The 24,303-nt window shown below is 38.0% G+C and carries 29 protein-coding genes and 1 pseudogene; 17 read left to right on the top strand and 13 right to left on the bottom strand.

Annotation, left to right across the window (positions count from 1 at the left end):
• Nucleotides 1-21: 21 nt before the first annotated feature.
• The 4 genes from P6280_RS05745 to P6280_RS05730 are packed head-to-tail and all read right to left on the bottom strand — an operon-like array spanning nucleotide 22 to nucleotide 3,889.
• The gene (locus tag P6280_RS05745) at nucleotides 22-366 is read right to left on the bottom strand and encodes a YraN family protein (RefSeq protein ID WP_283237242.1); all 345 of its coding nucleotides are present in this window, start codon (nucleotides 364-366) and stop codon (nucleotides 22-24) included.
• Nucleotides 367-1,632: a homoserine dehydrogenase gene (locus P6280_RS05740; protein WP_220860403.1), complete on the bottom strand. Its 1,266-nt coding sequence runs from the start codon at nucleotides 1,630-1,632 to the stop codon at nucleotides 367-369.
• Between the two features lie 10 nt (nucleotides 1,633-1,642).
• On the bottom strand, nucleotides 1,643-3,427 hold the full coding sequence (uvrC, locus tag P6280_RS05735) for an excinuclease ABC subunit UvrC (protein ID WP_283237241.1): 1,785 nt from the start codon (nucleotides 3,425-3,427) through the stop codon (nucleotides 1,643-1,645).
• Nucleotides 3,428-3,889, bottom strand: coding sequence for a hypothetical protein (locus tag P6280_RS05730; protein WP_000437188.1), 462 nt, complete (start codon nucleotides 3,887-3,889; stop codon nucleotides 3,428-3,430). It lies immediately after the preceding gene.
• Between P6280_RS05730 and P6280_RS05725 the strand changes: the two genes are divergently transcribed.
• Nucleotides 3,881-4,060: a hypothetical protein gene (locus tag P6280_RS05725; protein ID WP_000468796.1), complete on the top strand. Its 180-nt coding sequence runs from the start codon at nucleotides 3,881-3,883 to the stop codon at nucleotides 4,058-4,060. The two genes, P6280_RS05730 and P6280_RS05725, sit on opposite strands and share 9 nt — an antisense overlap.
• Before the next feature lie 11 nt (nucleotides 4,061-4,071).
• Here the strand turns inward: P6280_RS05725 and egtV are convergent, their stop codons facing one another.
• The 7 genes from egtV to P6280_RS05690 form a co-directional block, all read right to left on the bottom strand.
• The gene (gene egtV / locus P6280_RS05720; RefSeq protein ID WP_283237240.1) at nucleotides 4,072-4,713 is read right to left on the bottom strand and encodes an ergothioneine transport ATP-binding protein EgtV; all 642 of its coding nucleotides are present in this window, start codon (nucleotides 4,711-4,713) and stop codon (nucleotides 4,072-4,074) included.
• Between the two features lies 1 nt (nucleotide 4,714).
• Nucleotides 4,715-6,376, bottom strand: a complete 1,662-nt coding sequence (gene egtU / locus P6280_RS05715; RefSeq protein ID WP_283237239.1) for an ergothioneine transport permease/ergothioneine binding protein EgtU — start codon at nucleotides 6,374-6,376, stop codon at nucleotides 4,715-4,717.
• A 68-nt stretch (nucleotides 6,377-6,444) separates the two neighbouring features.
• On the bottom strand, nucleotides 6,445-6,882 hold the full coding sequence (locus P6280_RS05710) for a hypothetical protein (protein WP_162980752.1): 438 nt from the start codon (nucleotides 6,880-6,882) through the stop codon (nucleotides 6,445-6,447).
• Nucleotides 6,883-6,887: 5 nt separating this feature from the next.
• Nucleotides 6,888-7,661 carry a flagellar motor protein MotB gene (gene motB, locus P6280_RS05705; RefSeq protein ID WP_128050643.1) on the bottom strand — a complete coding sequence of 258 codons (774 nt, stop codon included), beginning with the start codon at nucleotides 7,659-7,661 and terminating at the stop codon, nucleotides 6,888-6,890.
• Nucleotides 7,662-7,663: 2 nt separating this feature from the next.
• Nucleotides 7,664-8,437: a flagellar motor stator protein MotA gene (gene motA / locus P6280_RS05700; RefSeq protein ID WP_000366185.1), complete on the bottom strand. Its 774-nt coding sequence runs from the start codon at nucleotides 8,435-8,437 to the stop codon at nucleotides 7,664-7,666.
• A gap of 15 nt (nucleotides 8,438-8,452) precedes the next feature.
• Complete coding sequence (locus P6280_RS05695; RefSeq protein ID WP_283237238.1) at nucleotides 8,453-9,220, bottom strand: HesA/MoeB/ThiF family protein; 768 nt, start codon at nucleotides 9,218-9,220, stop codon at nucleotides 8,453-8,455.
• The gene (locus P6280_RS05690) at nucleotides 9,221-9,838 is read right to left on the bottom strand and encodes an MBL fold metallo-hydrolase (protein WP_283237237.1); all 618 of its coding nucleotides are present in this window, start codon (nucleotides 9,836-9,838) and stop codon (nucleotides 9,221-9,223) included.
• Nucleotides 9,839-9,970: 132 nt separating this feature from the next.
• Here P6280_RS05690 and P6280_RS05685 point away from each other — a divergent pair, with 132 nt between their 5' ends.
• From P6280_RS05685 to P6280_RS05660, 6 genes are all read left to right on the top strand, one after another.
• Entirely contained in the window at nucleotides 9,971-10,978 is a 1,008-nt protein-coding gene (locus P6280_RS05685; protein WP_283237236.1) for an SAM-dependent methyltransferase, read from the top strand.
• Nucleotides 10,979-11,421: 443 nt separating this feature from the next.
• A complete protein-coding gene (locus P6280_RS05680) occupies nucleotides 11,422-11,748 on the top strand; it encodes a dihydroneopterin aldolase (protein ID WP_180433001.1) in 327 nt (108 codons plus the stop codon).
• Nucleotides 11,727-12,329: a 16S rRNA (guanine(966)-N(2))-methyltransferase RsmD gene (gene rsmD, locus P6280_RS05675; protein WP_283237235.1), complete on the top strand. Its 603-nt coding sequence runs from the start codon at nucleotides 11,727-11,729 to the stop codon at nucleotides 12,327-12,329. The genes P6280_RS05680 and rsmD overlap by 22 nt, the downstream gene beginning before the upstream one ends.
• An 8-nt stretch (nucleotides 12,330-12,337) precedes the next feature.
• Nucleotides 12,338-12,889 carry a flagellar basal body-associated protein FliL gene (fliL, locus tag P6280_RS05670; RefSeq protein WP_000797032.1) on the top strand — a complete coding sequence of 184 codons (552 nt, stop codon included), beginning with the start codon at nucleotides 12,338-12,340 and terminating at the stop codon, nucleotides 12,887-12,889.
• 6 nt (nucleotides 12,890-12,895) lie between these two features.
• On the top strand, nucleotides 12,896-13,252 hold the full coding sequence (gene acpS / locus P6280_RS05665; RefSeq protein ID WP_283237234.1) for a holo-ACP synthase: 357 nt from the start codon (nucleotides 12,896-12,898) through the stop codon (nucleotides 13,250-13,252).
• Between the two features lie 191 nt (nucleotides 13,253-13,443).
• Nucleotides 13,444-15,822 (top strand): TonB-dependent receptor family protein, encoded by a 2,379-nt coding sequence (locus P6280_RS05660; RefSeq protein WP_283237233.1) that lies wholly within the window; start codon nucleotides 13,444-13,446, stop codon nucleotides 15,820-15,822.
• Nucleotides 15,823-15,832: 10 nt separating this feature from the next.
• Here the strand turns inward: P6280_RS05660 and P6280_RS05655 are convergent, their stop codons facing one another.
• Nucleotides 15,833-16,447: a M48 family metallopeptidase gene (locus P6280_RS05655; protein ID WP_283237232.1), complete on the bottom strand. Its 615-nt coding sequence runs from the start codon at nucleotides 16,445-16,447 to the stop codon at nucleotides 15,833-15,835.
• A gap of 81 nt (nucleotides 16,448-16,528) precedes the next feature.
• Here P6280_RS05655 and P6280_RS05650 point away from each other — a divergent pair, with 81 nt between their 5' ends.
• Nucleotides 16,529-17,371, top strand: coding sequence for a glycosyltransferase family 25 protein (locus P6280_RS05650; RefSeq protein WP_283237231.1), 843 nt, complete (start codon nucleotides 16,529-16,531; stop codon nucleotides 17,369-17,371).
• Between the two features lie 132 nt (nucleotides 17,372-17,503).
• On the opposite strand, the gene P6280_RS05645 is transcribed toward P6280_RS05650, so the two are convergent.
• Nucleotides 17,504-17,851, bottom strand: coding sequence for a methyltransferase type 11 (locus P6280_RS05645; RefSeq protein ID WP_283237230.1), 348 nt, complete (start codon nucleotides 17,849-17,851; stop codon nucleotides 17,504-17,506).
• Nucleotides 17,852-18,070: 219 nt separating this feature from the next.
• Between P6280_RS05645 and P6280_RS05640 the strand changes: the two genes are divergently transcribed.
• The 9 genes and pseudogenes from P6280_RS05640 to P6280_RS05600 all read left to right on the top strand — a co-directional run bounded on the left by P6280_RS05640 (nucleotide 18,071) and on the right by P6280_RS05600 (nucleotide 24,294).
• A complete protein-coding gene (locus tag P6280_RS05640) occupies nucleotides 18,071-19,105 on the top strand; it encodes a bifunctional 3,4-dihydroxy-2-butanone 4-phosphate synthase/GTP cyclohydrolase II (protein WP_120881943.1) in 1,035 nt (344 codons plus the stop codon).
• 180 nt (nucleotides 19,106-19,285) lie between these two features.
• Nucleotides 19,286-20,032 (top strand): DUF3943 domain-containing protein, encoded by a 747-nt coding sequence (locus P6280_RS05635; RefSeq protein WP_283237229.1) that lies wholly within the window; start codon nucleotides 19,286-19,288, stop codon nucleotides 20,030-20,032.
• 159 nt (nucleotides 20,033-20,191) lie between these two features.
• Nucleotides 20,192-20,770, top strand: coding sequence for a GTP cyclohydrolase II (gene ribA / locus P6280_RS05630; RefSeq protein ID WP_000825060.1), 579 nt, complete (start codon nucleotides 20,192-20,194; stop codon nucleotides 20,768-20,770).
• 73 nt (nucleotides 20,771-20,843) lie between these two features.
• Nucleotides 20,844-21,065, top strand: coding sequence for a MoaD/ThiS family protein (locus P6280_RS05625; protein ID WP_000230595.1), 222 nt, complete (start codon nucleotides 20,844-20,846; stop codon nucleotides 21,063-21,065).
• Nucleotides 21,066-21,503, top strand: a complete 438-nt coding sequence (locus tag P6280_RS05620; RefSeq protein WP_015428890.1) for a molybdopterin synthase catalytic subunit — start codon at nucleotides 21,066-21,068, stop codon at nucleotides 21,501-21,503.
• 12 nt (nucleotides 21,504-21,515) lie between these two features.
• Nucleotides 21,516-22,046, top strand: a pseudogene (gene mog / locus P6280_RS05615) (molybdopterin adenylyltransferase).
• Nucleotides 22,047-22,054: 8 nt separating this feature from the next.
• Nucleotides 22,055-22,531: a cyclic pyranopterin monophosphate synthase MoaC gene (gene moaC, locus P6280_RS05610; RefSeq protein WP_096464660.1), complete on the top strand. Its 477-nt coding sequence runs from the start codon at nucleotides 22,055-22,057 to the stop codon at nucleotides 22,529-22,531.
• Nucleotides 22,532-22,649: 118 nt separating this feature from the next.
• The gene (gene hpaA, locus P6280_RS05605; RefSeq protein WP_283237228.1) at nucleotides 22,650-23,432 is read left to right on the top strand and encodes a flagellar sheath lipoprotein HpaA; all 783 of its coding nucleotides are present in this window, start codon (nucleotides 22,650-22,652) and stop codon (nucleotides 23,430-23,432) included.
• Between the two features lie 25 nt (nucleotides 23,433-23,457).
• Complete coding sequence (locus tag P6280_RS05600; RefSeq protein WP_283237227.1) at nucleotides 23,458-24,294, top strand: outer membrane protein; 837 nt, start codon at nucleotides 23,458-23,460, stop codon at nucleotides 24,292-24,294.
• The last annotated feature ends 9 nt before the right edge of the window (nucleotides 24,295-24,303 follow it).

Below are 24,303 nucleotides of genomic sequence, written 5' to 3'. Positions count from 1 at the left end.
GCACTGATTTTGGATAAAAATCTAAAAAGTGATATTTTCTAAAAGCTCAAATTTACCATTTTTCACAATAAGAGCGTCAATGCAAAAATCGCTATTGGGATCTTTTTGGGACAAATAACAGCGGATCGTTTTAATCACCTTTTTTAATTTACTCGGCGTGATCGCATAAATGGGATCAAAATTTTCCCCGCTTTTGACTTCAATGAAATGCAAAACCCCTTTTTTAAAAGCGATAATATCAATTTCGCCAAATTTTGAAAAAAAGTTCCTTTCCACCATTTCAAAACCCAGCGTTTTTAAAAATTTGCAGGCCTCTTCTTCAGCCTTTAAACCTTTTTCCTTATGCTTGTTATTCAAAAAGCGCATTCAATGTTCCAAACGGATCATTTTAGGGGTGTCTAGCACGCTTTTTAGATTTTCAAGCTCTTTAAGGGCGTTTAACATAGATTTTTCGTTGGTGGTATGCGTGGAAAATAAGATTTTAGCCTTGTTGGAATGCGGGATTTCTTTTTGTAAAACATTGTTGAGCGAAATGTCATTTTGGGCTAAAATCGCACTAATTTGAGAAAAAACCCCTTTTTCATCGCTCACTAACAAACGCGCATAATAAGCGCATTGGATTTCTTCTTTGGGTTTTAGGGGGAGTTTTTGAGGAGTTTCAAAGCCTAGCATTAGAGAGCTTTTTTTCCTTGCGATTTCTATAATATCGCTAATGACCGCGCTTGCGGTAGGCTCTCCCCCAGCCCCAGCCCCATAATACAAAGTCTCGCCCACCTTATCCCCTATAACGCTTATAGCGTTCATCACCCCATCCACTTTAGAGAGCATGCATTCATTTTTAATCATGCTTGGATGCACCCTTAATTCAATGCAATCTTGGTGTTTTTTAGCGATGCCTAAAAGTTTAATGCTATAACCAAACTCTTTAGCAAACTCCATGTCGTCTGGCTCTATTTTTTCAATGCCTTCAATTAAAATTTCTTCTAATTTCGCATCAATGCCATAGGCTAAAGACGCTAAAATCAATAATTTGTGTGCCGCATCAATGCCTTTAATGTCAAATTCAGGGTTTAATTCCGCATAGCCTAAATGTTGGGCGTCTTTCAAAGCGTCCTTAAAGCTCGCTTGATTTTTAAACATCTGGCTTAAAATGTAATTGCTGGTGCCGTTTAAAATCCCTTTAAAAGAAAGGATGTGATTAGCGCTCAAGCCATCTTTTAAAGCCTTGATAATAGGGATACCCCCACACACGCTCGCTTCAAAGCCTATGGGAGTGTTTTTAGCGATTTGTTCTAATTCATAGCGGTGATACGCTAACATGGCTTTATTGGCTGTAACGAAGGCTTTTTGTTTGGCTAAAGTTTTTTTAGCTAAAAGATAAGGCACTTCCACCCCACCCATAAGCTCCACGATAATATCAATCTCTTCATCTTCTATCAGGCTTTCTAAATCATTACTGATTTCAAAAGGATAGCCTTTGCGCTTTTTCACATCTCGCACCACCGCTTTTTTAATCATGATTTCCACGCCGGCTCTGTCTTTAATGATTTCTTGATTTTCTTGTAAGATTTTAGCGACCGCGCTCCCCACACACCCTAAACCCACAAGCCCTATATTCAATCTTTTTTTCATGTTTTTTCCTTTAAATTCGTTTTTTTAAAACGGCGTTTTTTTCCTGCTCGCTCGCTTTTTCTATCGCTTCAAAACTCCCAAAATAATCCAACAATTTTTTCACGCTGGCTTCTCCTATACCCTTTTCTTTTAAAAGAGCGATTTGTTTCATGTTTTTAAGTTTAGTGGATCTATGGAAGTTTATCGCATACCGGTGGCTTTCATCGCGCAATTTTTGCACCCACTGCAAGCGCTTGTCGCTAGGGAGCAATTTAAAAGTATCGTTAGCGGTGTGGATAATGTCTTTAGCACCCCCTTTAGAGCGATAAGCTTTAGAATCCCTTTTTTCTTTAGAAATAGCGATCACTTCTACAAAACTCCCGCTGCTTTTTAAAATTTCTAAAGCGATGTTTAATTGCGCCCTCCCTCCATCGATCACCCACAAATTAGGCGGTGGCTCTTTGGCAAAATCTAAAGCCCTTCTGGTGAGCAATTCGCTCATTTGAGTGTATTCGTTAGAGCCTTTTAAATGGTAGCGCCGATAGGAGTTTTTTTGAAATTCATGATTTTCATACACGACCATTCCCCCCACGCATTGGCTGTTGGCATGGTGGCTTACATCAAAGATTTCCACCCTATAAGGCATGCACTCTAATTGAAAGAGCGATCGCGCTTCTTCTAAAATCAGATCTTCATTAGAGATTTTTTCTTGGCTAAAAATCTCTTGAGCGTTTTTCATAGCGATTTCTATTAAAGCGAGCTTATCGCCTTTTTTAGGAATGCTAAGAGCGATTTTTTTAGAGTATTGATGAGAGATAAAATCTTGCAATTCTTTAAGCGTTTCATTAGAGCAAGCGTTCAGTAAGATTTGTTCAGGCATCAAAGGCAAATGCGATTGGTAATGATTGATAATGGCTTGTTTCATCGCTTCATCAGTGTCAAACCCATTGAGAGAGTGGATTTTTTCAAACGCTGAAGAAATGATTTTACCCCCACGCATAAACATCTTCACTAACACCGCCTTATTGCTCCCACTATAAAAAGCAAAAATATCCAAATCGTAGAGTTTGGCTAAATCCATGCAAGTGAAAGGGGCGATTTTTTGGATTTTTGCAATCCTGTCCCTATAAATGAGGGCTTCTTCAAAACGCAAGTTATTAGAAAGACGCTCCATTTTTAATTCAAGCTCTTTGATGAGTTTGTCTTTATTTTCAATCATTTCTAAACATTCTTTAGCGATTTTCAAATATTCTTCTTTGGTGATTTTATTCTCGCATGGGGCTTTACAACGCTCTATTTGATAAAACATGCATGCCTTTTTATCTTTGATGCAATTTTTCTTTTGAACCAACGGGAGCAATTCATACAAGCTGTCTAAAATATCTTTAGCCCCGCTCGTAAAAGGGCCAAAATATTTAACGCCAGGCTGTTTTAAAATTTTTCGTGTGATTAAAGGGATAGGGAAATCAGTGGAAAAATCCATGTAAATATAAGGGTAAGTTTTATCATCTCTTAAAAGAATGTTGTATTTGGGTTTGAGCTGCTTGATTAAAGAGTTTTCTAAAATCAAAGCGTCTTGTTCGTTTTCTACTAAAATGGTTTCTAAAAAAGCGATCTGTTTGACCATCATTTGGATTCGTAAGCTTGCGCGATGGTTAGGCGTGATTTCATTATTGTGGATAGAAAAATAGCTTTTGATGCGTTTTTTTAAATTTTTCGCCTTACCGATATAGAGTAATTGGCGGTTTTTGTCAAAATATTGATACACGCCACTGCTATGAGAAAGGTTTTTTAAACTGGACAATAAATCAACCATTCATTCCTCAAAAAAACTTCGTTGGTAGTGGATTAAAGCACGCGCTTTTTCAAAACATTCATGCAAACGAGCGTCTTTAATGGGGTTATGGAACAACCCTAAAGCGCTAGGGCGATAAAAACGGGCTTGTTTTTTAATGGGGGCATAAAAATTGGCTTTTTCTAAGGAATCTTTAGGCACATAGCCTAAAATTTCTAACCCATTCAACCCGTCAAACCCATAAGCATGCCCTTGCGTGTTTAAAAAATGGCTGATTTCTTTAGCGAATCGCTGGTTAAATTCTTTAGACGCCCAAAGATCTTTAAACGCAAAAAGCAATTTAGAGTCTTTTATGAAGATAAAAAGCAAATTTTCTTGTAAACTTAAAGGCATAAAAACCTTAAGCTTTTTGAGTTTCAAAAGAGTTTCAAGCTTTTTATAAGACTTTTTTTGAATGAGTAAGGAGAAAATATTTTGTTCCATAAACTGATCTTAACATGCTTTTTAACGCTTGTAGCCATAACGATTCAAGCTTGCGGCTATAAAGCCCCTCCATTCAATGGAAAACCCGCTAAAAAAACTTCAAACAGCTCTAATTCTTCTATGCAAACGCCCACCAATAACACCACGCCAGAATTTTTAAATCAGCCTTAAAATCATTGCTCTTATTTAAGGGCTTTGATTTCTAGGGTTTTTGTGGCCAACTTTTGAGCCTCGCTTTCATCATGCGTTACCATAATGAAAGTAGCGTGAGAATTTTGGTGTATTTCTTTGATGAGATCTTGCAAATTCTTACGATTAAAACTATCTAAAGCGCTAAAAGGCTCGTCTAATAAAATGAGTTCTGGCTTGTGGATAATCCCCCTAATAATGCCCACTCTTTGGGCTTGCCCTCCACTCAATTCGTTAGGGAATTTATCCATAAGGCTCTCATTTAACCCCATTTTTAACGCTAAGGCTTTGGCTTCTTTTTGAGCGGCTTGTTTGTCCATGCCTTGTAAATTAAGGCAAAAAGTCATGTTTTGCATGGCGTTTAAATGAGGGAATAAGGAATTGCCTTGAGCGATATAGCCTATTTTTTGGCGTAAAGAAGCGTTGTTTGAAAGGGTCTCATTAAAGATTTTAATACTCCCCAGACTGGGTTTTAAAAGCCCTAAAATCAAGCCTAAAAGCGTGCTTTTACCGCTCCCGCTCTCCCCTAAAACGCATAAAAAATCCCCCTCTTGAATGCTTAAATTAAAGTCCTTAAAAACAGCGCGATTGTGGTAGTTAAAAGACACATTCTCTATGGTAACGATTTCTTTCATGCTATAACCCTAATCTCTCTAAAAAATCTTTAGCGACTATTTGGGGGCTTTTTTTCAACACTTCCACCTGATAGTTTAAATCTTGCATCACCTCATCGCTAAATTTTGAATCCAATTTTTCTAATATTTTTAACGCTTCCGGATACTTTTTTACAATTTCTTTTCTCATAACAATACCGGCCTGATAATTGGGGAAAAACCCTTTATCGTCCTTAAGCACCTTTAAATCCAGCTCTTTAATTTGAGCGTCTGTAGTGAAGACATCTAAAGCGTTGATTTTATGGGATTCAAAACTTTTATAGCGCAAATTAATATCCATTTCATGCAAACTTCTAAAATGGAAGCGGTAGGCTTTCACTAATCCCTTAAAAGCGTCCTCTCTTTCAAAAAAGTCAAACTCCGCTCCAAAATCAAAATTTGGGCTATGAAAGGCTAAATCGCTGAAAGTTTCAATAGCGTATTTTTGAGCGTCTTCTTTAGAAATCGCTAAGGAATAGGTGTTATTAAAGCCCAAAAGCCCCACCCATAAAAGATTGAATTCCTTCTCATAACGCTTTTTAATCGTTTCAAAATCCACTTTTTGAGTCAAAGGGTTTTTGAGCGTATTCACCCAAGCGGTGCCGGTGTATTCCACATACAAATCAAAATCGCCCCTAATCAATGCCGGATGGATATTCATCGTCCCCCCACCAATGCCAAACGCTCGCTTGATAGGAATATGGTGTTTTTCTAACAAAAGGCTTAAAATCTCGCCCAAAATATACTGCTCGCTGCTAGGTTTTGTAGCCACGACTAAGGGCTTTTCTTCTATGGCGTTTCTAGGAATGAGCCATAAGGCACTCGCTAGCAATAAAAAAAGGAACACCGCTAAATTAAGATAAACTTTTCTTTTTTGTTTCTTGGTGGCGTTTTGAGAAAATAGGCGTTGCAAGGCGTTTTCATGCTGAAAGACGCTCACAAATTTATCCGCTAAAACACTAAAAAGAGCGATGATCAAACTGCCCGCCACTAAAAGCGGGGTGTTTTGCGTGTTTAGCCCTCTAAAGATCGCCTGCCCTAAGCCCCCAGCCCCAATGAGTGCTCCGATCCCAGCCATCGCCACTAACATCACCACCGCAATCCTTAAGCCCACTAAAATTTGGGGGATAGCGAGCAAGAATCGCACCCTAAAAAACAACTCTTTGGGGTTACACCCTAGCCCAATAGCGGCCTTAATGACTTCTTCTCGCACCTCTTTTAAAGCGTTATAAGTGCTATGGACAATGGGCAATAAGCCGTATAAGACCAACACTAAAAGCGCGTTTTTTAACCCCACCCCAATCACAGGAATGAATAAAGCGAATAACGCCAGCGATGGGATGGTGTAAAGGAAATTCACTATAGGGAGCAAGAACGCTCTAGCCTTTGAGTTATAAAACACAAAAACCCCAATCAAAACCCCAAACACCAGCACGAGAAAACCAGAAAGTGCAACGATGATGAAATGTTGCGCAATCAAATCTATAAAATAAATGAAGCGATCATGAAATTCTTTTATCAAATATTTTACCACGCTTATTTTTAATACTATGGCAACTAAATGCTGCGTAGCCATATCCATAGAATGGAGCAACCATTCATACAATTCTTTGATCAATTGTTTAAAAACGCCCATGCCTAGCATTATAACCAAACTTATTTGAATAAAGGGGTTTTAAAATGCTGAAGGCATTCTTTAATATTGGTTGCAGGTTAAAACTGAAAGGTTCGTTTGCCTAAATTCGTGCTCACTTCTATCCATAGCGGTTGGTTTTCGCATAAAATCTCATAGGCTACGCTTTGGTTTCTCACTAAAGAAACGCTTTTAGGCGTGGGGTAGAGCGAGCAAGAACGCCCTTGGTTGATGTCAATTTTTAAGATAACCACGCTTTCCACGACAGCGCTCACTTTTAAATAATACGACTCCCTAGCCCCTTGCCATTCTAAATAGGGCGTTTCTTGGGGGACAATCTCTAAAGCCACTAAAGGGCTTTGAGCCAGTTTTAAACGCGTTTTTTGCTCCTGTTCTTTGAGTTCTTGTTCTCTGTTAATCCCCTTATTAATCAAATCAAAAAGGTTTGAAGAAGCGTCCTTTTCTCTAGCGATAAGGCTCGCCAACAACAAAAAGATTGACAAAAAAATTCGTTTCATGCGATTCATTCTTGCTGTTTGTGGGGATTGAATTCTTCATCTAAAATAGAATGGATCTTACTCAAATCGTTCGCATCGGTTGAAAAAAAGATTTCCACACGATTGTTTTTCATTCTGTTTTCTAAGGAGTCATTAGGCGCGATAGGGTTTGTAGAGCCGTAAGAAGAAAAAGACAATTGGTTAGGATTTACGCCGTATTGTATAAGGACTTTCATCACCCTATAAGCGCGATTGGCGGCTAATTCATAATGGCTTTTAAAACGGGTTTTAGCTAAAGGCGTATCATCTGTAAAACCTCTCACATTAATATGCACCCTTTTAGGGAGTTTTTGAATGATTTTAGCGATCCGTTCAATATAAAGCATCATGTCTTGATTGATAGTATCTGAAGTAGCATTTTCAAACAACAAATTAGAGGGGAGTTTCAAAATAGAGCCTTGATCAATTTGCTCTAAAACACTGCCTTCACCTTTGCGAGCGATAGTGGCTTTTGTTTCGGTATTTTGCGAAGCCGGTTTGGAGCTTTCGCTCGCCATTTGCTCTTCTTCTTTCCCTGAATCAGGGGGGATCACTACAACCGGCTGCATCGCCTCTGGCTTGGGAGCGTAATTAAAGATCTTAATAAATTCGGTTTTTAAGGCCTCCACTTTGGATTTATTGACCGCTGAAATGGCATAAAGAGCGATAAAAAGCGCAAGCAACAACGACAAAAAGTCCGCATAAGGAACCGCCCATTTTTCGCCGGCGGGGCATTCGGTGGGTTTGTTTTTCTTAGCCATTTTTAACCCTCAAATTGAGATTTTTTAGGCTCACCGGGAGCGATGTAGTTTAAGAGTTTGTTTTCCAAATCCCTTGGGTTTTCCCCGTTAGCGATGCCTAAAATCCCCTCTAAAAGAACGGTTTTTTCTTTAATAATATCTTTAGACTTGGCCTTGAGCTTATGCCCAAAAGGGCCAAAAATCGCATAAGAACACATAATCCCTGTAACAGTAGCTGTAAATGCCCCAGCAATCCCTGCTGCCATTTCAGCCGGGTTGTCCAGTTTTTGCAAGGCTAGCATAAGCCCCATAACCGCCCCCACTAACCCCATAGTCGGAGCGGTCTCACCGGCCGTTTCCCAATAATGAGCGGCGCCGTGATAATACTCTTCCATTTCTTCAATGCTGATTTCTAAGCTTTCCTTAACGGATTTGAGATCCTTGCCGTCTATGATCATAGACAAGCCATTACGGGTGAAATCGTCTTCAATTTGCGCCACTCGCCCCTCCAAACTCAACACCCCATCTTTTCTGGCTAAAGTGGCTAATTCCACTAAATTTTTAATGGTTTCGTTTAAATTGATTTTAGGGTTTAAAAAAACAATTTTTATCTCTTTGTAAGCGGCTTTCACGTAACGAGCATGCGTGCCTGTCATGGCAGCAAAAAGCGAAGTAGGCACGATGATGATGACTGAACTCAAATGGATAATGTGCAACGGGTTGCCATCTTCTAAAATATCGCCCAGCGAAATAGAAGCGACCGCCAATACCAAGCCTAGTATGGTTGATAAATCCAAAACTTACCCCTTAATCTAAATTTCATAATCTTGTAAATGCGTGATTTTATGCGTGCCACAAACCCTACATTCAGGGTTTTTGGGTGCTTGAATTTTTTTAAAATCCATCGTTTTAATATCGGCTATAAGTAAAGTATTTATAAGTAAAGTTTCAAACCCTAAAAAATATTTAAGGCATTCGCTCGCTTGGATACACCCTAAAACTCCGGGTAAGACTCCAAAAAGCCCTGAAATAGGATTTAATCCCTTTTTAGGGGGCTTATCAAAAACACACACTAAGCATGCACTATTGGGTAAAACGCTCATGCTTTGCCCCCTGTATTTTAAAACCCCGGCATGCGAATAGGGTTTTTGGGCTAACACGCAAGCGTCATTAATCAAAAATTTAGCGTTGAAATTGTCTGTAGCGTCTATGATAAAATCATAAGGCTCTATGAGAGAAAGAGCGTTATGAGCCTTAAAGCGTTCTTCAAAAATCTCTATTCCAATACCAGCATTGAGTTGTTTTAAGCGTGCTTTCGCGCTAGAGGCTTTAGATTGGTTTAAAAAATCCTGTGAATGGATAATTTGGCGTTGCAAATTACTCATATCTACCACATCAAAATCTACAATAGCGATTTTTCCTATCCCAGCGGCACACAAATACATCAAAACCGCTGATCCAAGACCCCCAGCCCCAACGACTAAAACGCTAGATTTTAAAAGCTTCAATTGGCTTTCTTCGCCCACATCTTCTAGCATGATATGGTGCAAATAACGCTCTTTTTCTAGCCGGCTCAACAATTAAGCCATCCTTGAAACCCAAATTTTAGAATGCTCTCTTTCGGCAAAAAAACTTGTCTTATCCCCATGCCCTGGATAAATCTCTATATCTTTAGGGAAATCTAAATTTTGAAACCTTAACAGGGACTCTTTCATGTCTTTTTCACTAGAATAAGGGAAATCATAACGGCCAATGCTGCGATAAAAAATAAAATCCCCGCTAAAAATCACCCCTTCTATTTCTATGATAGAGCAGCCGGGCGTGTGCCCGGGAAAATGCCAGTATTTAATGGTGGTGTTTTCTATCTTTAAAGTGGTGCAACCCTTATTGCAAGGCACGCTGAAATTGGGGCTAAAAACCGGCATGCCTAAATGGAAAATATCATTTTCTAGCATGAACACATCGTCTTTGGGGGCGTAAATGGGGGTGTTTTTAAGGAGTTTTGACAATTGAGCGCTATCCCATACATGATCATAATGCCCATGCGTGATTAAAATCGCCTTAGGGTTTTTGGCGTTTTCTAACACCCATTCGCTGCTAGAAAATCCGGGATCAATAATAAAATCTATCCCACTAGAAAGCTTCACAATATAAGCGTTTTCTTCAACCGCTCCGCATTCTCGCCTTAAAATTTCCAAACTCTAAACTCCCTTCACACTTAGCTTAAAAAGTCATTATGATTGAATATCATAGCGCAAAAATAAGGCGATTTTGACTAGAATAGCTCTTATATTATTGTTGGTTGAGATGAGTTTAATGAAAGGAAAATCGTGCGTTCGTTTGGGAATTACATGCAAGAGTGGCTTTATGGCGAAAAGGGGTATTACAAAAAAGCACTAATCGGTCAAAAAGGGGATTTTTACACTTCGGTGTCTTTGAGTAAGTTTTTTGGGGGCGCTGTTGCGTTTTATATCATCAAGCTTTTAGAAGAAGAAAAATTATTTTTGCCTTTAAAAATTGTAGAAATTGGCGCCCATCATGGGCATTTTTTGAGCGATATAGCGAATTTTTTAAACGCTTTGAGCGTGGGCGTAATGGAAAAATGCGAGTTTGTCAGCTGTGAGCCTTTAAAGGAATTGCAAAAACTCCAACGAACTATTTTTAAACAAGCCACGCAATTGGATTTGAATAGTTGCAATTTAGAAGAGCTTGATTTTAAAGAAAAAAGCGCGTTTGTTATCTCTAATGAATTGTTTGACGCATTCGCTTGCGAGATCATTAAAGATAACAAAATGCTTTTTATTACCCATGATCATAAGGGTGTTTGGGGTGGTATTGATGGACCCACTAAAGAACTTCTTAAAAATTTGGATTTAAAACAAGGGTGCGCACCGTTGTTTTTAGAGGCTTTTATTAAGGATTTGTTAGAAAAATTGGATGAGGCTTCTTCTTGGGTGTTTTTGAGCTTTGATTATGGCGATGAGATAGAGAGAAAAGACATGCATTTAAGGGCTTTTAAAAACCACCAAGCGCTGGATTTTAAAGATATTTTAAACAATCTGGCTTCTTTGTATCAGCAAAGCGATTTGACCTATGATGTCAATTTTTCTTTGGTGCGCTTTTTGTTTGAAAAACACCAGGCGCAATTTTCATTCTTCAAATCGCAGGCTAGTGCTTTATTGGATATGGGGCTTATGGAATTATTAGAAACATTTTCAAAGAGCGTGAGTTATGAAAGGTATTTGAAAGAAGCGGCTAAAATCAAGCCCCTAATTAGCCCTGGGGGTTTGGGGGAGCGTTTCAAAGCGTTAGAGTTGGTGAAAAAAAATAAAATGTAAAGCATTTTTACAATCTAAATAATAAAGAGTTTGCGTATTTTTAAAGGGGGGATTGGTATATTGGATTTTATAATATTAAATACTAAGTATTTACTATTAAACACTACGCTTTTAGGATCAGTTTGTGTGAAAAGTTGAAAGAGACTGACTCGCTTTCTTAATTAAAGGTAAGAGCGTCAGGACATTTTAATGAAAAAGTTTATTAAAATGCTAAGTTCATAGTAAAGAAGGAAGGAATATAAAACGCCTTTTGCTCTTACCTTCACCGAGCATTATACAAAAAAAAAAAAAAAACGATGTTATTTGATCTTTATTTTTAACATTCTTTTTAACTTTTTTACAAAATGAAACAATTTTTGAATTTATTTAGTATTGGCGCTTAAAAGAAAAAATTGCTATAATTTGAAACAATTTAAATCTATTGATGGGATAAAAGGGGTTTTTTGAAAATTTTTCTTTCTTGCAAGTCTTTGTTGATCCAAAGGAGTTTGGAATTTTATTTGAGCGGTTGTCTTTCTCCTATGGAAGTTTGCGACTTTGTTTTAAGCGATGATGAAAAGCTAGAAACCAATAAGCCCCTATGCTTTATAGAAGAGCGCTTAAGAAAGCCTTTCACTAAACAGAGCGTGAAAGAAGATATAAGAAATTTTTATCACGCTTTAAAGACGAGCGAAAAACCTTGCGAAGAAATCCCATTTTCTAAAGAGCAAAAAATCCAGCAATTACTAGAAGAATACACCCAAAAATTATGCCAGATCATCAGCCAGTAAAAAAATTTAAGATTATTGGGGGGGCTTGTAAGGGATTGGGCTTGAATTTGCCCAAAATTTCTAGCACGCGCCCCACAAAAGCGATAGTAAGAGAGTCATTTTTTAACACCTTGCAAGCAGAAATTAAGGGAGCGCATTTTATAGAAGTGTTTTCAGGCAGCGCTTCTATGGGTTTAGAGGCTTTGAGTAGGGGGGCTAAAAGCGCGGTGTTTTTTGAACAAAATAAAAGCGCTTATGCCACGCTTTTAGAAAATATTTCCCTTTTTAAAAACCGCCTGAAAAAGGAAATTGAAATTCAAACCTTTTTAGATGACGCTTTCAAGCTTTTGCCCACTCTGTGTTTAAAAAATGGCGTTTTAAATATCCTTTATTTTGATCCTCCTTTTGAAACAAGCGGGTTTTTAGGGATTTATGAAAAGTGTTTTCAAGCTTTAGAAATGTTATTGAAACGCTTCAATCCAAAAAATCTTTTAGTGGTTTTTGAGCATGAAAGCGCGCATGAAATGCCTAAAAGTCTTGTAACTTTAGCTATAATCAAACAGAAAAAATTTGGAAAAACCACTTTAACTTATTTTCAATAGGAATAGGCATGGCAGAAGAACAAGAAAATACCGCGCAACAACCTCAAAAAAAAAGCAAAGCCCTTTTATTTGTCATCATTGGAAGCGTGTTAGTGATGCTTTTATTGGTAGGGGTGATTATCATGCTGCTTATGGGGAATAAGGAAGAATCTAAAGAAAACGCTTCTAAAAACACCCAAGAAGTTCAAGCTAATCCTATGGCAAACAAAAATCAAGAGGCCAAAGAAGGTTCTAATATCCAGCAATATTTGGTGCTTGGGCCTTTGTATGCGATTGATGCGCCTTTTGCGGTGAATCTGGTCTCTCAAAATGGCAGACGCTACCTTAAGGCTTCTATTTCGTTAGAATTGAGTAATGAAAAGCTCTTAAATGAAGTCAAGGTTAAGGACACAGCGATTAAAGACACGATTATAGAAATTCTGTCGTCTAAAAGCGTGGAAGAAGTGGTTACCAATAAAGGCAAAAACAAGCTTAAAGATGAAATTAAGAGCCATTTGAATTCGTTTTTGATTGATGGTTTTATTAAAAATGTCTTTTTCACTGATTTTATCATCCAATAATTTTAAATGATTGGCATAGATATTGTTTCTATTGCCAGGATAGAAAAGTGCGTGAAACGCTTTAAAATGAAGTTTTTAGAGCGTTTTTTATCGCCAAGTGAGATTGTTTTATGTAAGGATAAATCTAGCAGTATCGCTGGGTTTTTCGCGCTTAAAGAGGCTTGCTCTAAGGCCCTTCAGGTAGGCATTGGCAAGGAATTGAGTTTTTTGGATATAAAAATCTCTAAAAGCCCTAAAAACGCCCCCTTAATCACTCTTTCTAAAGAAAAAATGGATTATTTCAACATCCAAAGCTTGAACGCAAGCATCAGCCATGACGCTGGTTTTGCGATAGCGGTCGTAATGGTTTCTTTGTCAAATTGATAAATAACGCATTCTAAAACTAATATTCTGTTTTAAAAAGCGCTTAGTGGCTATTTAAAAAAACGCAAAAAACCTTTTTCAAATTGTTTGGATAACAAAATAAATAAAATCAAACTTCAAAATTTAAGATAAATTTAAGATAATTTTAATAATATCCTTTAGTTTAATTTTGATTAATTAAAGGCTATTGTATGAGCGATTGTTTTAGGATAAAATCCCCTTCCTTTTTAGCATTGGGTGCTTTGACTTTTCTCTCTTTTAATTCTTTTGTGGGCGCCAGAGAACAGCATCACACTTTACAAAAAGTGACAACCACCGAGCAACAATTCAGCTCAAGCGCGCCGCTTTCATGGCAAAGCGAAGAAGTGCGTGATTCCACAAGCTCTCGCACGGTGATTTCCAACAGACAACTCAAAAAAACGGGTAATTTGAATATTGAAAACGCCTTGCAGAATGTGCCAGGAATTCAAATCAGAGACGCTACAGGCACAGGCGTGTTGCCTAAAATTTCGGTGCGCGGTTTTGGTGGAGGCGGTAACGGGCATAGCAACACTAACATGATTTTAGTCAATGGTATCCCTGTTTATGGCGGTCCGTATTCTAATATTGAACTGGCGATTTTCCCTGTTACTTTTCAGTCAGTGGATAGGATTGATGTGATTAAGGGGGGCACGAGCGTGCAATACGGCCCCAACACTTTTGGAGGCGTGGTGAATATCATCACTAAAGAAATCCCTAAAGAGTGGGAAAATCAAGCGGCTGAAAGAATCACTTTTTGGGGGCGATCATCTACGGGGGGGTTTGTAGATCCTAAAGAAAAAGGCAAGCCTTTAGCCCAAACTTTAGGCAATCAGATGCTGTTTAACACTTATGTGAGAACGGCTGGAATGCTAGGCAAACATATAGGTATTAGCGCGCAAGCCAACTGGATCAACGGGCAAGGTTTCAGGCAAAACAGCCCTACAGGGGTGCAAAACTACTTGCTTGATGCGATTTATAAAATCAATCCAAGCAACACTTTTAAAGCTTATTACCAGTATTATAAATATAATTCTTACCATCCAGGCACTTTGAGCGCGCAAGATTATGCCTATAACCGCTTCATTAATGAACGCCCTGACAATCAAGATGGAGGGCGAGCCAAACGATTTGGGATCGTGTATCAAAACTATTTTGGCGATCCAGATAGTGGGGTTGGAGGGGATTTTAAATTCACTTATTTCACGCATGACATGAGTAGGGATTTTGGGTTTTCTAACCAATACCAAAGCGTGTATATGAGCAGTCAAAATAAGATTTTACCCTTTAAAGGAAAGGGGGAAATTAGTGCAAAAAACCCTAATTGCGGTCTGTATTCTTATAGCGACACGAATAGCCCTTGTTGGCAATTTTTTGACAACTTGCGCCGCTTCGTGGTGAATGCCTTTGAGCCAAAACTCAATCTTATCGTCAATACCGGTAAAGTCAAACAAACTTTTAATATGGGAATGCGGTTTTTAACTGAAGATTTATACCGCCGATCCACCACTAGGAAAAACCCTAGCGTGCCTAATAATGGGAGTGGGTTTGATGCAGGAACTTCACTCAATAATTTCAACAATTATACCGCTGTGTATGCCAGCGATGAGATCAATTTCAATAACGGAATGCTAACGATCACGCCGGGCTTGAGATACACTTTTTTAAATTACGAAAAAAAAGACGCTCCTCCTTTTAAAGAAGGCCAAACAGGAAAAACCATCAAAGATCGTTATAACCAATGGAATCCAGCGGTGAATATCGGCTATAAACCCATTAAAGAATTATTGTTTTATTTCAATTATCAAAGGAGCTACATCCCGCCCCAATTCAGCAATATTGGTAATTTTGTAGGCACAAGCACGGATTATTTTCAAATCTTTAATGTCATGGAAGGCGGATCAAGATATTATTTTAACAATCAAGTGAGTTTTAATGCGAATTATTTTGTGATTTTTGCGAATCACTATTTTACCGGGCGCTATGGGGATAATCAAGAGCCGGTCAATGCGAGGTCGCAAGGCGTGGAGTTGGAATTGTATTACACGCCTATTAGGGGGCTTAATTTCCATGCGGCTTACACTTTCATAGACGCTAATATCACAAGCCACACGATGGTTACTAACCCTGCTAATCCTAAAGGGCCTAAAAAAGATATTTTTGGCAAAAAGCTCCCTTTTGTCAGCCCGCACCAGTTTATTTTAGACGCGAGCTACACTTACGCTAAAACCACGATCGGGTTGAGCTCTTTCTTTTATAGCCGCGCCTATACAGATGTATTAAACACCGTGCCTTTCACTCAATACGCGCCCACGATTAAAAATGGGGCTATCACTACCAAAACAGCGGGCATGACGCCGTACTATTGGGTGTGGAATTTGCAAATTTCTAGCGTTTTGTGGGAACGCAAAAAGCAAAGCGTTAATGCAAGCTTGCAAATCAATAACATTTTTAACATGAAATATTGGTTTAGCGGGATAGGCACTAGCCCTAACGGGAAAGAAGCTGCGCCTCCTAGGAGCATCACAGCGTATGTGAGCTATCATTTTTAAGGTTTAATCTTTATGGTTGTAGTTGCTTGAGCAGTTGGGTATAAAAAACAACCCTTTGCTTTAAATGCTCTCTTAGAGTGCGGTAATTAGGGCAAAAGATTTCCACGCAACGCCAGAAATTTTTAGAATGGTTTTTGTGGATCGTGTGGGCGAGTTCATGGACGATGACATAATCAATCGCTTCTTTTTTGGTACAAACCAATAATAATGCAAAACTCAAGCGGTTATGATAAGAGCAACTCCCCAAAACTTTAGCGTTGTTTCTAACGCTAAAATGGGTGTATGAGGTTTGCATTTTTTGAGCGCTTAAAGGGAGTTGCTGCTCCAAATAAGTTTTTAAGATTTTTTTAAGCTCTGTTAGGGTGTAATCGTTAGCGTTTTTTTCCTCATCAAACACGAGGATTTTGTTTTGATAGGTTTGCGAGTGTAAAAGGGAGTATTTTTCTTGCATGGCTGAAAGGGTTTTTTGTAGCCAAGCTTCTTGTTCTTTTAAAAAAGCGCTCGCTCTAGCTTGAGAGCAAGAAACAGGCATTTTTAGAATCACTTCTAAAGAGGGCGTGATATTCAAGCTCAGGGTTTTGATTTTTTTACTTTTTTGAATGGTAATAGGAATATCATCTAACATGATGCGTATTTTACTAAAATTTGCGCTAGAATGTAAGTCTGTTTAATATTGATTTTATTTGTATTAAGAATTAAGGCTAACATGCGTGTTTTTATTATTCATTTAAGCCCAAAAACCTGTCAAAATTTTTCTTTAAAAGAAACTCATATAACCCCCCTTTTAGAGAGCCTTAAACTTCAAGGGATCTCTTATGAAATTTTTGATGCGATCTATTCTAAAATCTCTCCCACCCAATTACACCCCTTGATTTTAGAGCATTTGCACCCTTCTTTTATGGTTGAAGATTTATGGGCTTTTTGTAAAAATGAAAAACACCTCCCTTGCGCGTTAAAAAATTTCTTTTACGCGCTCAAGCATTGCGGGAAGAGGATGGGGTTTGGGGAGCTTGGGTGCTATGCGAGCCATTATTCATTGTGGCAAAAATGCATAGAGCTCAATGAAGCAATCTGTATTTTAGAAGATGATATTATTATAAAAGAGCGTTTTAAAGAGAGCCTGGAGTTTTGTTGCCAGCACATCAACGAATTAGGCTATATCCGTTTGATGCATTTAGAAGAAAATGTGGCTAAACAAAAGACTTTTGTTAAGGGGGTTTCTCAAATCTTAAATTTTAAAGATGGCATTGGCACTCAAGGGTATGTTTTAGCCCCAAAAGCCGCACAAAAATTGTTGAAATACAGCGCGAAAGAATGGGTGATGCCCATAGATTGCGTGATGGATAGGCATTATTGGCATGGGGTCAAAAACTATGTGTTAGAAGAATTTGCGATCGCTTGCGATGGAATGAACACTCAAAACTCCAACACAGAAAAACAAAGACCTAAAAAATTACCTTTAAACATTAGGATTGGCCGTTCTTTGCATAAAAGCGCGGTTAAAATTTTGGATAAAGTTTTTAGGTATAGCTCAAAAATTAATCATTAGAAAGACTAAGCATTAGGCTTTGCAAACATTACAATTGAAGTTTTTCACCGAGAGCTTAAAAGCCCTCTTAAAATTTATTTTTTAGTTTCTTTAGGGATAACGCCTAATTTTTTCAATCGGGGCAGGTCTTTTTCAAAATCTTGAAGCGCGTTTTTTATTCAAATAAATCCCTTTTGCGCTGATAGGAGAAACCAAGCGATTCAAGTAATAGGCGTATTGGTTTTCTTCAATAATGGCTTGGTTGAATCGATCGCTAGAGTGTTTGGCTTGCTCTATAGCGCTTTTTTCTTGAGCCACCTGCAAACTGCCTTGCGTTTTTAAATTTACAATCACATCTACAAGCTCATTAAAAGCCGCCTTTCTTTTGTGGTGTGCGCTTAAAATATCTTGAATTTCTTTCGCGCTCACTATAGAATGATCTTTAAGTGCTTCAAAAATAGGCTCATAGACATGCTGGTGCATTGTGAAAGTTTTACCCATAAGCTTAAGCACATATCTAAAAGATTGATTCCATCTAAATAGTGTTTAGTATAAGTGGAATCCATTGTGAGAGAAAATAAAAAAAATTGTATCTAAAAATTTTAAAGGCTTTAGCGATTTGTATCTAAATAAGGCAATAAAGTAATAATCGTTATTAAACATGCTATATTTGTTGTCTTTATAACACTTAATATTATTGAATAAAACTAGGGAGTTAGAATGATTTTAAAACGAGTTACTGAAGCTTTAGAAGCGTATAAAAATGGCGAAATGCTTATTGTTATGGATGATGAAGACAGAGAAAATGAGGGGGATTTGGTTTTAGCTGGGATTTTTTCCACCCCTGAGAAAATCAATTTCATGGCCACGCATGCTAGGGGGTTGATTTGTGTGTCTTTGACCAAAGATTTAGCGAATAAATTTGAATTGCCCCCTATGGTTAGCGTGAATGATTCTAACCATGAGACCGCTTTCACGGTTTCCATTGACGCTAAAGAAGCCAAAACCGGGATTTCTGCTTTTGAAAGGCATTTAACGATTGAATTATTGTGTAAAGACACCACCAAGCCTAGCGATTTTGTGCGCCCGGGGCATATTTTCCCTTTAATCGCCAAAGATGGAGGCGTGTTAGCGCGCACGGGCCATACTGAAGCGAGCGTGGATTTATGCAAATTAGCTGGATTAAAGCCCGTGAGCGTGATTTGTGAAATCATGAAAGAAGACGGCTCTATGGCGAGGAGAGGGGATAAATTTTTGAGTGATTTTGCCCTAAAGCACAACCTAAAAACCCTCTATGTTTCTGATTTGATTAGCTATCGTTTAGAAAATGAAAGTTTGCTGAAAATGTTTTGTCAAGAAGAAAGGGAATTTTTAAAACACCAAACGCAATGCTACACTTTTTTAGACCACCAGCAAAAAAACCATTACGCTTTTAAGTTTAAGGGCACAAAAACCAATGATTTAGCCCCTTTAGTGCGTTTCCACCCTATCAAAGAGGATTTTGATTTTTTAACGACTGGCGCGTTTGAAGTGTTTTTTAAGGCTTTAGAATATTTAAAGCGCGAAGGGGGTTATTTGATCTTTATGAACACGCATTCTAAAGAAAACAATATCGTTAAAGATTTTGGGATTGGGGCGTTAGTGTTAAAAAATTTGGGAATAAAGGATTTCAGGCTTTTAAGCTCTTCTGAAGACAGGCAGTATAAGGCTTTGAGCGGGTTTGGGCTTAAGCTTGTAGAAACGATTAGCCTTTAAAGGCTTGTTGAGTTTCATTGAATGTGTTGTAATGTTTTTAAGGTATAATAAGCTCTTTTTAAGTCAAGCAATAAAGTTTGCAACCTAATGAAAGTAATAATAGAGTTTATGCTGATTTCATTAAAAACATTCCTAAAAATATTATTGAAAATATTCCTAAAAACATTCCAAAAGATTTGGATGGTTTTGGTTATTATTTGGGGGTTAGGCTGTAGTTTTTTAAACGCTAACAGCATTCAATTAGAAGAAACGCTCAGGCGAAATCCTAAAAATCTTATTTGGCAACACTTTAAAAAGAGATTTAAAAAGAGCAACACGATCCCTTATGCCCCAAATAGCCGTTGGAAATATTTAGGCACGAGTGTTGGGATTTTAGGCGTGTCTTTGGTGATAGGGATTGTGGGGTTGTATCTCATGCCAGAGAGCGTAACGAATTGGGATAGAGAAAAGTTTGGGATCAAAAGCTGGTTTGAAAATGTCCGCATGGGGCCAAAACTGGACAATGATAGTTTTATTTTCAATGAAATTTTGCACCCTTATTTTGGGGCTATGTATTATATGCAACCGCGCATGGCTGGGTTTAGCTGGATGGCATCAGCGTTTTTTTCTTTTATCACTTCTACACTTTTTTGGGAATATGGCTTGGAAGCGTTTGTGGAAGTGCCTAGCTGGCAGGATTTAGTGATCACCCCTTTATTAGGCTCCATTTTAGGGGAAGGGTTTTACCAGCTCACGCGCTATATCCAACGCAACCAAGGCAAGCTTTTTGGCTCTTTATTTTTAGGGCGTTTGGTTATCGCCCTTATGGATCCTATCGGTTTTATCATTAGAGATTTAGGGCTTGGGGAAGCTTTAGGGATTTATAATAAACATGAAATCCGTTCTAATTTAAGCCCCAATGGCTTGAATTTGACTTACAAATTTTAAAGGAGACCCCACATCAAGCGATTTCAAAAACATTTTCATCGGTGCGGTTTTTAAAAGATAGGGTTGTTCGTTCAATAACTTTTTAAGAAAATTATAAAGAGTTTTGATAGAATACCTTTTTTTAAAAGACGCGTTTTAAAACTAATTTTAGGAGTATCCTTGAAACGATTAGAAGTTTCTAACCAAGCCAAATTACCCACTCAATTTGGGGAGTTTTATATCCAATGTTTTAGAGAAAAGGGTTCTAATGGTTCTAAAGATCATTTAGTCATTTTCACCCCTAATTTTTCTCAAAACCCCTTAGTGCGTTTGCATTCAGAATGCTTGACCGGCGACGCTCTAGGCTCTCAAAAATGCGATTGTGGGGGGGCGTTGCAAATGGCGTTAGAAAGGATTTCTAAAGAAGGGGGGCTAGTGATTTATTTGCGCCAAGAAGGGCGTGGGATAGGGCTATTTAATAAGGTCAATGCCTACGCTTTGCAAGATAAGGGTTATGATACCATTCAAGCCAATGAAATGATAGGGTTTAAAGACGATGAAAGGGATTATAGTGTTGCGGGTGAAATTTTAGAATACTACCATATTAAAAAAATGCGCTTACTCACAAATAACCCTAAAAAAATCGCCGCTTTAGAAAAATACGCTGAGGTAACAAGAGAGAGCTTGATCGTGTGCGCTAATGAGCACAATCAAGGGTATTTGGAAGTCAAAAAGCTCAAAATGGGGCATTTATTGTGAAAATTATGAGTGCTTTAAAGAGATTTTAAAAGATTAAAATCATGCTTTTAAAGATTTAATATAAGGGTAAATGATGGTAGAAGTGCGATTTTTTGGACCCATAAAAGAAGAAAATTTTTTCATCAAAGCGAGTGATTTAAAGGAATTAAGAGCGATTTTGCAAGAAAAAGAGGGCTTAAAAGAGTGGTTGGGCGTTTGCGCGATAGCCCTTAATGATCGTTTAATAGACAATTTAAACACGCCTTTAAAAGAGGGCGATGTAATAAGCTTATTGCCGCCGGTTTGTGGGGGCTAGGTGTTAAAAATCATTCAAGGGGCATTAGACACTGACAAGCTTTTAAAAGCCTACCAAGAGGAAGCTTGTGCGAAAAACTTTGGAGCGTTTTGCGTGTTTGTTGGGATTGTGAGAGGGGAGGATAACATTCAAGGCTTGAGTTTTGATATTTATGAAGCGCTATTAAAGACTTGGTTTGAAAAATGGCACCATAAAGCCAAAGATTTGGGCGTGGTGTTAAAAATGGTGCACAGCTTGGGCGATGTTTTGATAGGACAAAGCTCATTTTTATGCGTTTTAATGGGAAAGAACAGAAAAAATGCCTTAGAACTATACCAAGATTTTATTGAAGATTTTAAGCATAACGCTCCTATTTGGAAATACGATTTAATCCACAATAAACGCATCTACGCTAAAGAAAGAAGCCACCTTTTAAAAGGGAGTGGGCTTTTAGCTTAAAAAGGAGTTCAAATGCAAACGATTCATATAGGCGTTTTGAGCGCGAGCGATAGAGCGTCAAAAGGGATTTATGAAGATTTAAGCGGTAAGGCGATCCAAGAAGTGTTGAGCGAATATCTGCTCAATCCTTTAGAATTTCATTATGAAATTGTCGCTGATGAAAGGGATTTAATTGAAAAATCGCTGATTAAAATGTGCGATGAATACCAATGCGATCTAGTCGTTACCACAGGAGGCACAGGCCCTGCTTTAAGAGATATAACCCCAGAAGCCACAGAAAAAGTGTGCCAAAAATGTTTCCTGGTTTTGGAGAGCTTATGCGAATGACTAGTTTAAAATATGTGCCCACAGCGATTCTATCGCGCCAGAGCGCTGGTATTAGGAATAAGAGTTTGATTATCAATCTCCCTGGTAAGCCAAAAAGCATTAGAGAATGCTTAGAAGCGGTTTTTCCAGCGATTCCTTATTGCGTGGATTTGATTTTAGGAAATTATATGCAAGTGAATGAAAAAAAACATTCAAGCGTTTCGCCCCAAACAATAAGGTAAAAAATGCCGCTCACTCATTTGAATGAAGAAAATCAGCCTAAAATGGTAGATATAGGGGATAAGCAAACCACTGAAAGAATCGCTTTAGCAAGCGGTCGCATCAGCATGAATAAAGAGGCTTATGATGCTATTGTTAATCATTGCGTCAAAAAGGGTCCGGTGTTACAGACTGCCATTATTGCTGGGATTATGGGGGCTAAAAAGACAAGCGAGCTCATTCCCATGTGCCATTCAATCATGCTCAATGGGGTGGATATTGATATTTTAGAAGAAAAAGAAACTCATAGTTTTAAACTCTATGCGAGAGTCAAAACTCAAGCTAAAACGGGCGTAGAAATGGAAGCGCTAATGAGCGTGAGCATAGGGCTTTTAACCATTTATGACATGGTGAAAGCCATTGATAAGAGCATGACCATTAGCGGTGTGATGTTGGAGCATAAAAGTGGAGGCAAAAGTGGGGATTATAACGCTAAAAAATAGAAAAAGACTGATAATCTAAAGATGTTAGGGTAAAATAACATTTTGACAACAAAAGCGTGTTGGTTGCTTCGGGTTTGTTGTTATAGAAGTCTAAAATATTACAATCAAGGATAGAACGATGAAAGCAAATAATCATTTTAAAGATTTTGCATGGAAAAAATGCCTTTTAGGCGCGAGCGTGGTGGCTTTGTTAGTGGGATGCAGTCCGCATATTATTGAAACCAATGAAGTCGCTTTGAAATTGAATTACCATCCAGCTAGCGAGAAAGTTCAAGCGTTAGATGAAAAGATTTTACTTTTAAAGCCAGCTTTTCAATACAGCGATAATATTGCTAAAGAGTATGAAAACAAATTCAAGAATCAAACCGCGCTCAAGGTTGAACAGATTTTGCAAAATCAGGGCTATAAGGTTATTAATGTAGATAGCAGCGATAAAGACGATCTTTCTTTTGTGCAAAAAAAAGAAGGGTATTTGGCCGTCGCTATGAGTGGCGAAATTGTTTTACGCCCCGATCCTAAAAGAACCACACAGAAAAAATCAGAACCCGGGTTATTATTCTCCACTGGTTTGGATAAAATGGAAGGGGTTTTAATCCCAGCTGGGTTTATCAAGGTTATTATACTAGAGCCTATGAGTGGGGAATCTTTAGATTCTTTTACGATGGATTTGAGCGAGTTGGACATCCAAGAAAAATTCTTAAAAACCACCCATTCAAGCCATAGCGGGGGGTTAGTTAGCACTATGGTTAAGGGAACGGATAATTCTAATGATGCGATCAAGAGCGCTTTGAACAAGATTTTTGCAAATATCATGCAAGAAATAGACAAAAAACTCACTCAAAAGAATTTAGAATCTTATCAAAAAGACGCCAAGGAATTGAAAAACAAGAGAAACCGATAAAAACAAATAACGCACAAGAGAACGCTTGAACAAACTGCTTAAAAAGGGGTTTTTAGCGTTCTTTTTGAGCGTGTATTTAAGATCTGATGATCTGGTTACTTACACCATCATCAAAGAAGAAGATCTAGGATACCAGCGGTTTTTAGCAAAGAAGTGTTTAAGGAGCAAGACCCATTCTCCATGTTTTGCTGAGCCTAAAAAGCCCAAGAAAAAACTTTTTAACACAGACAAAAGTTCCCATTATTATGGCACAAGCGTGGTGCAAATGTCATGGCTACAGAGTAGGGAAAAATTTGAAAACCATTCAAAATACCGAGACATTCCTTTTGCTGAAGTCAGTTTGATTTATGGCTATAAACAATTTTTTCCTAAAAAAGAGCGCTATGGTTTCCGTTTTTATATTTCTTTGGATTATGCCTATGGTTTTTTTCTTAAAAATAAAGGCGTATTGGGCGATAGTTTGAGGGAGAGTTCGCAAATCCCTAAAAGCTATAGGGAAAAATTGCAAAGAAAAGAGACTTTTATCAACGCTATTTTTTATGGCGTGGGAGCTGACTTTTTATACAAACGCGCTTTTGGAACGCTGATTTTAGGGATGAATCTCGTGGGAGAAACCTGGTTTTATGAAACAAAGATTTTTAAAAAGTGGGCTAAAGATCCTTCAAGCGTTTATCACCCTTACATGTTTCAAGTGATGCTGAATGTGGGGTATCGTTACCGCTTTTCAAGGTATAAGAATTGGGCGATAGAATTTGGTGCGCGCATCCCCTTTTTAACCAATGATTATTTTAAAACCCCTTTATACACCCTTCATTTCAGGCGCAATATTTCTGTCTATCTCACTTCAACTTATGACTTTTAGTTTTTTAAA

It is taken from the genome of Helicobacter sp. 219-2 (assembly GCF_030053225.1).
Lineage (GTDB): Bacteria > Campylobacterota > Campylobacteria > Campylobacterales > Helicobacteraceae > Helicobacter > Helicobacter pylori_C.
This window is presented reverse-complemented; position numbering and strand designations above follow the sequence as displayed.

Coding starts and splice junctions, on each gene's coding strand:
- P6280_RS05745 (WP_283237242.1), bottom strand. CDS start 366: ATGCGCTTTTTGAATAACAAGCATAAGGAAAAAGGTTTAAAGGCTGAA.
- P6280_RS05740 (WP_220860403.1), bottom strand. CDS start 1,632: ATGAAAAAAAGATTGAATATAGGGCTTGTGGGTTTAGGGTGTGTGGGG.
- uvrC (WP_283237241.1), bottom strand. CDS start 3,427: ATGGTTGATTTATTGTCCAGTTTAAAAAACCTTTCTCATAGCAGTGGC.
- P6280_RS05730 (WP_000437188.1), bottom strand. CDS start 3,889: ATGGAACAAAATATTTTCTCCTTACTCATTCAAAAAAAGTCTTATAAA.
- egtV (WP_283237240.1), bottom strand. CDS start 4,713: ATGAAAGAAATCGTTACCATAGAGAATGTGTCTTTTAACTACCACAAT.
- egtU (WP_283237239.1), bottom strand. CDS start 6,376: ATGCTAGGCATGGGCGTTTTTAAACAATTGATCAAAGAATTGTATGAA.
- P6280_RS05710 (WP_162980752.1), bottom strand. CDS start 6,882: ATGAAACGAATTTTTTTGTCAATCTTTTTGTTGTTGGCGAGCCTTATC.
- motB (WP_128050643.1), bottom strand. CDS start 7,661: ATGGCTAAGAAAAACAAACCCACCGAATGCCCCGCCGGCGAAAAATGG.
- rsmD (WP_283237235.1), top strand. CDS start 11,727: ATGCCAGATCATCAGCCAGTAAAAAAATTTAAGATTATTGGGGGGGCT.
- fliL (WP_000797032.1), top strand. CDS start 12,338: ATGGCAGAAGAACAAGAAAATACCGCGCAACAACCTCAAAAAAAAAGC.
- acpS (WP_283237234.1), top strand. CDS start 12,896: ATGATTGGCATAGATATTGTTTCTATTGCCAGGATAGAAAAGTGCGTG.
- P6280_RS05660 (WP_283237233.1), top strand. CDS start 13,444: ATGAGCGATTGTTTTAGGATAAAATCCCCTTCCTTTTTAGCATTGGGT.
- P6280_RS05655 (WP_283237232.1), bottom strand. CDS start 16,447: ATGTTAGATGATATTCCTATTACCATTCAAAAAAGTAAAAAAATCAAA.
- P6280_RS05650 (WP_283237231.1), top strand. CDS start 16,529: ATGCGTGTTTTTATTATTCATTTAAGCCCAAAAACCTGTCAAAATTTT.
- P6280_RS05645 (WP_283237230.1), bottom strand. CDS start 17,851: ATGGGTAAAACTTTCACAATGCACCAGCATGTCTATGAGCCTATTTTT.
- P6280_RS05640 (WP_120881943.1), top strand. CDS start 18,071: ATGATTTTAAAACGAGTTACTGAAGCTTTAGAAGCGTATAAAAATGGC.
- P6280_RS05635 (WP_283237229.1), top strand. CDS start 19,286: ATGGTTTTGGTTATTATTTGGGGGTTAGGCTGTAGTTTTTTAAACGCT.
- P6280_RS05625 (WP_000230595.1), top strand. CDS start 20,844: ATGGTAGAAGTGCGATTTTTTGGACCCATAAAAGAAGAAAATTTTTTC.
- moaC (WP_096464660.1), top strand. CDS start 22,055: ATGCCGCTCACTCATTTGAATGAAGAAAATCAGCCTAAAATGGTAGAT.
- hpaA (WP_283237228.1), top strand. CDS start 22,650: ATGAAAGCAAATAATCATTTTAAAGATTTTGCATGGAAAAAATGCCTT.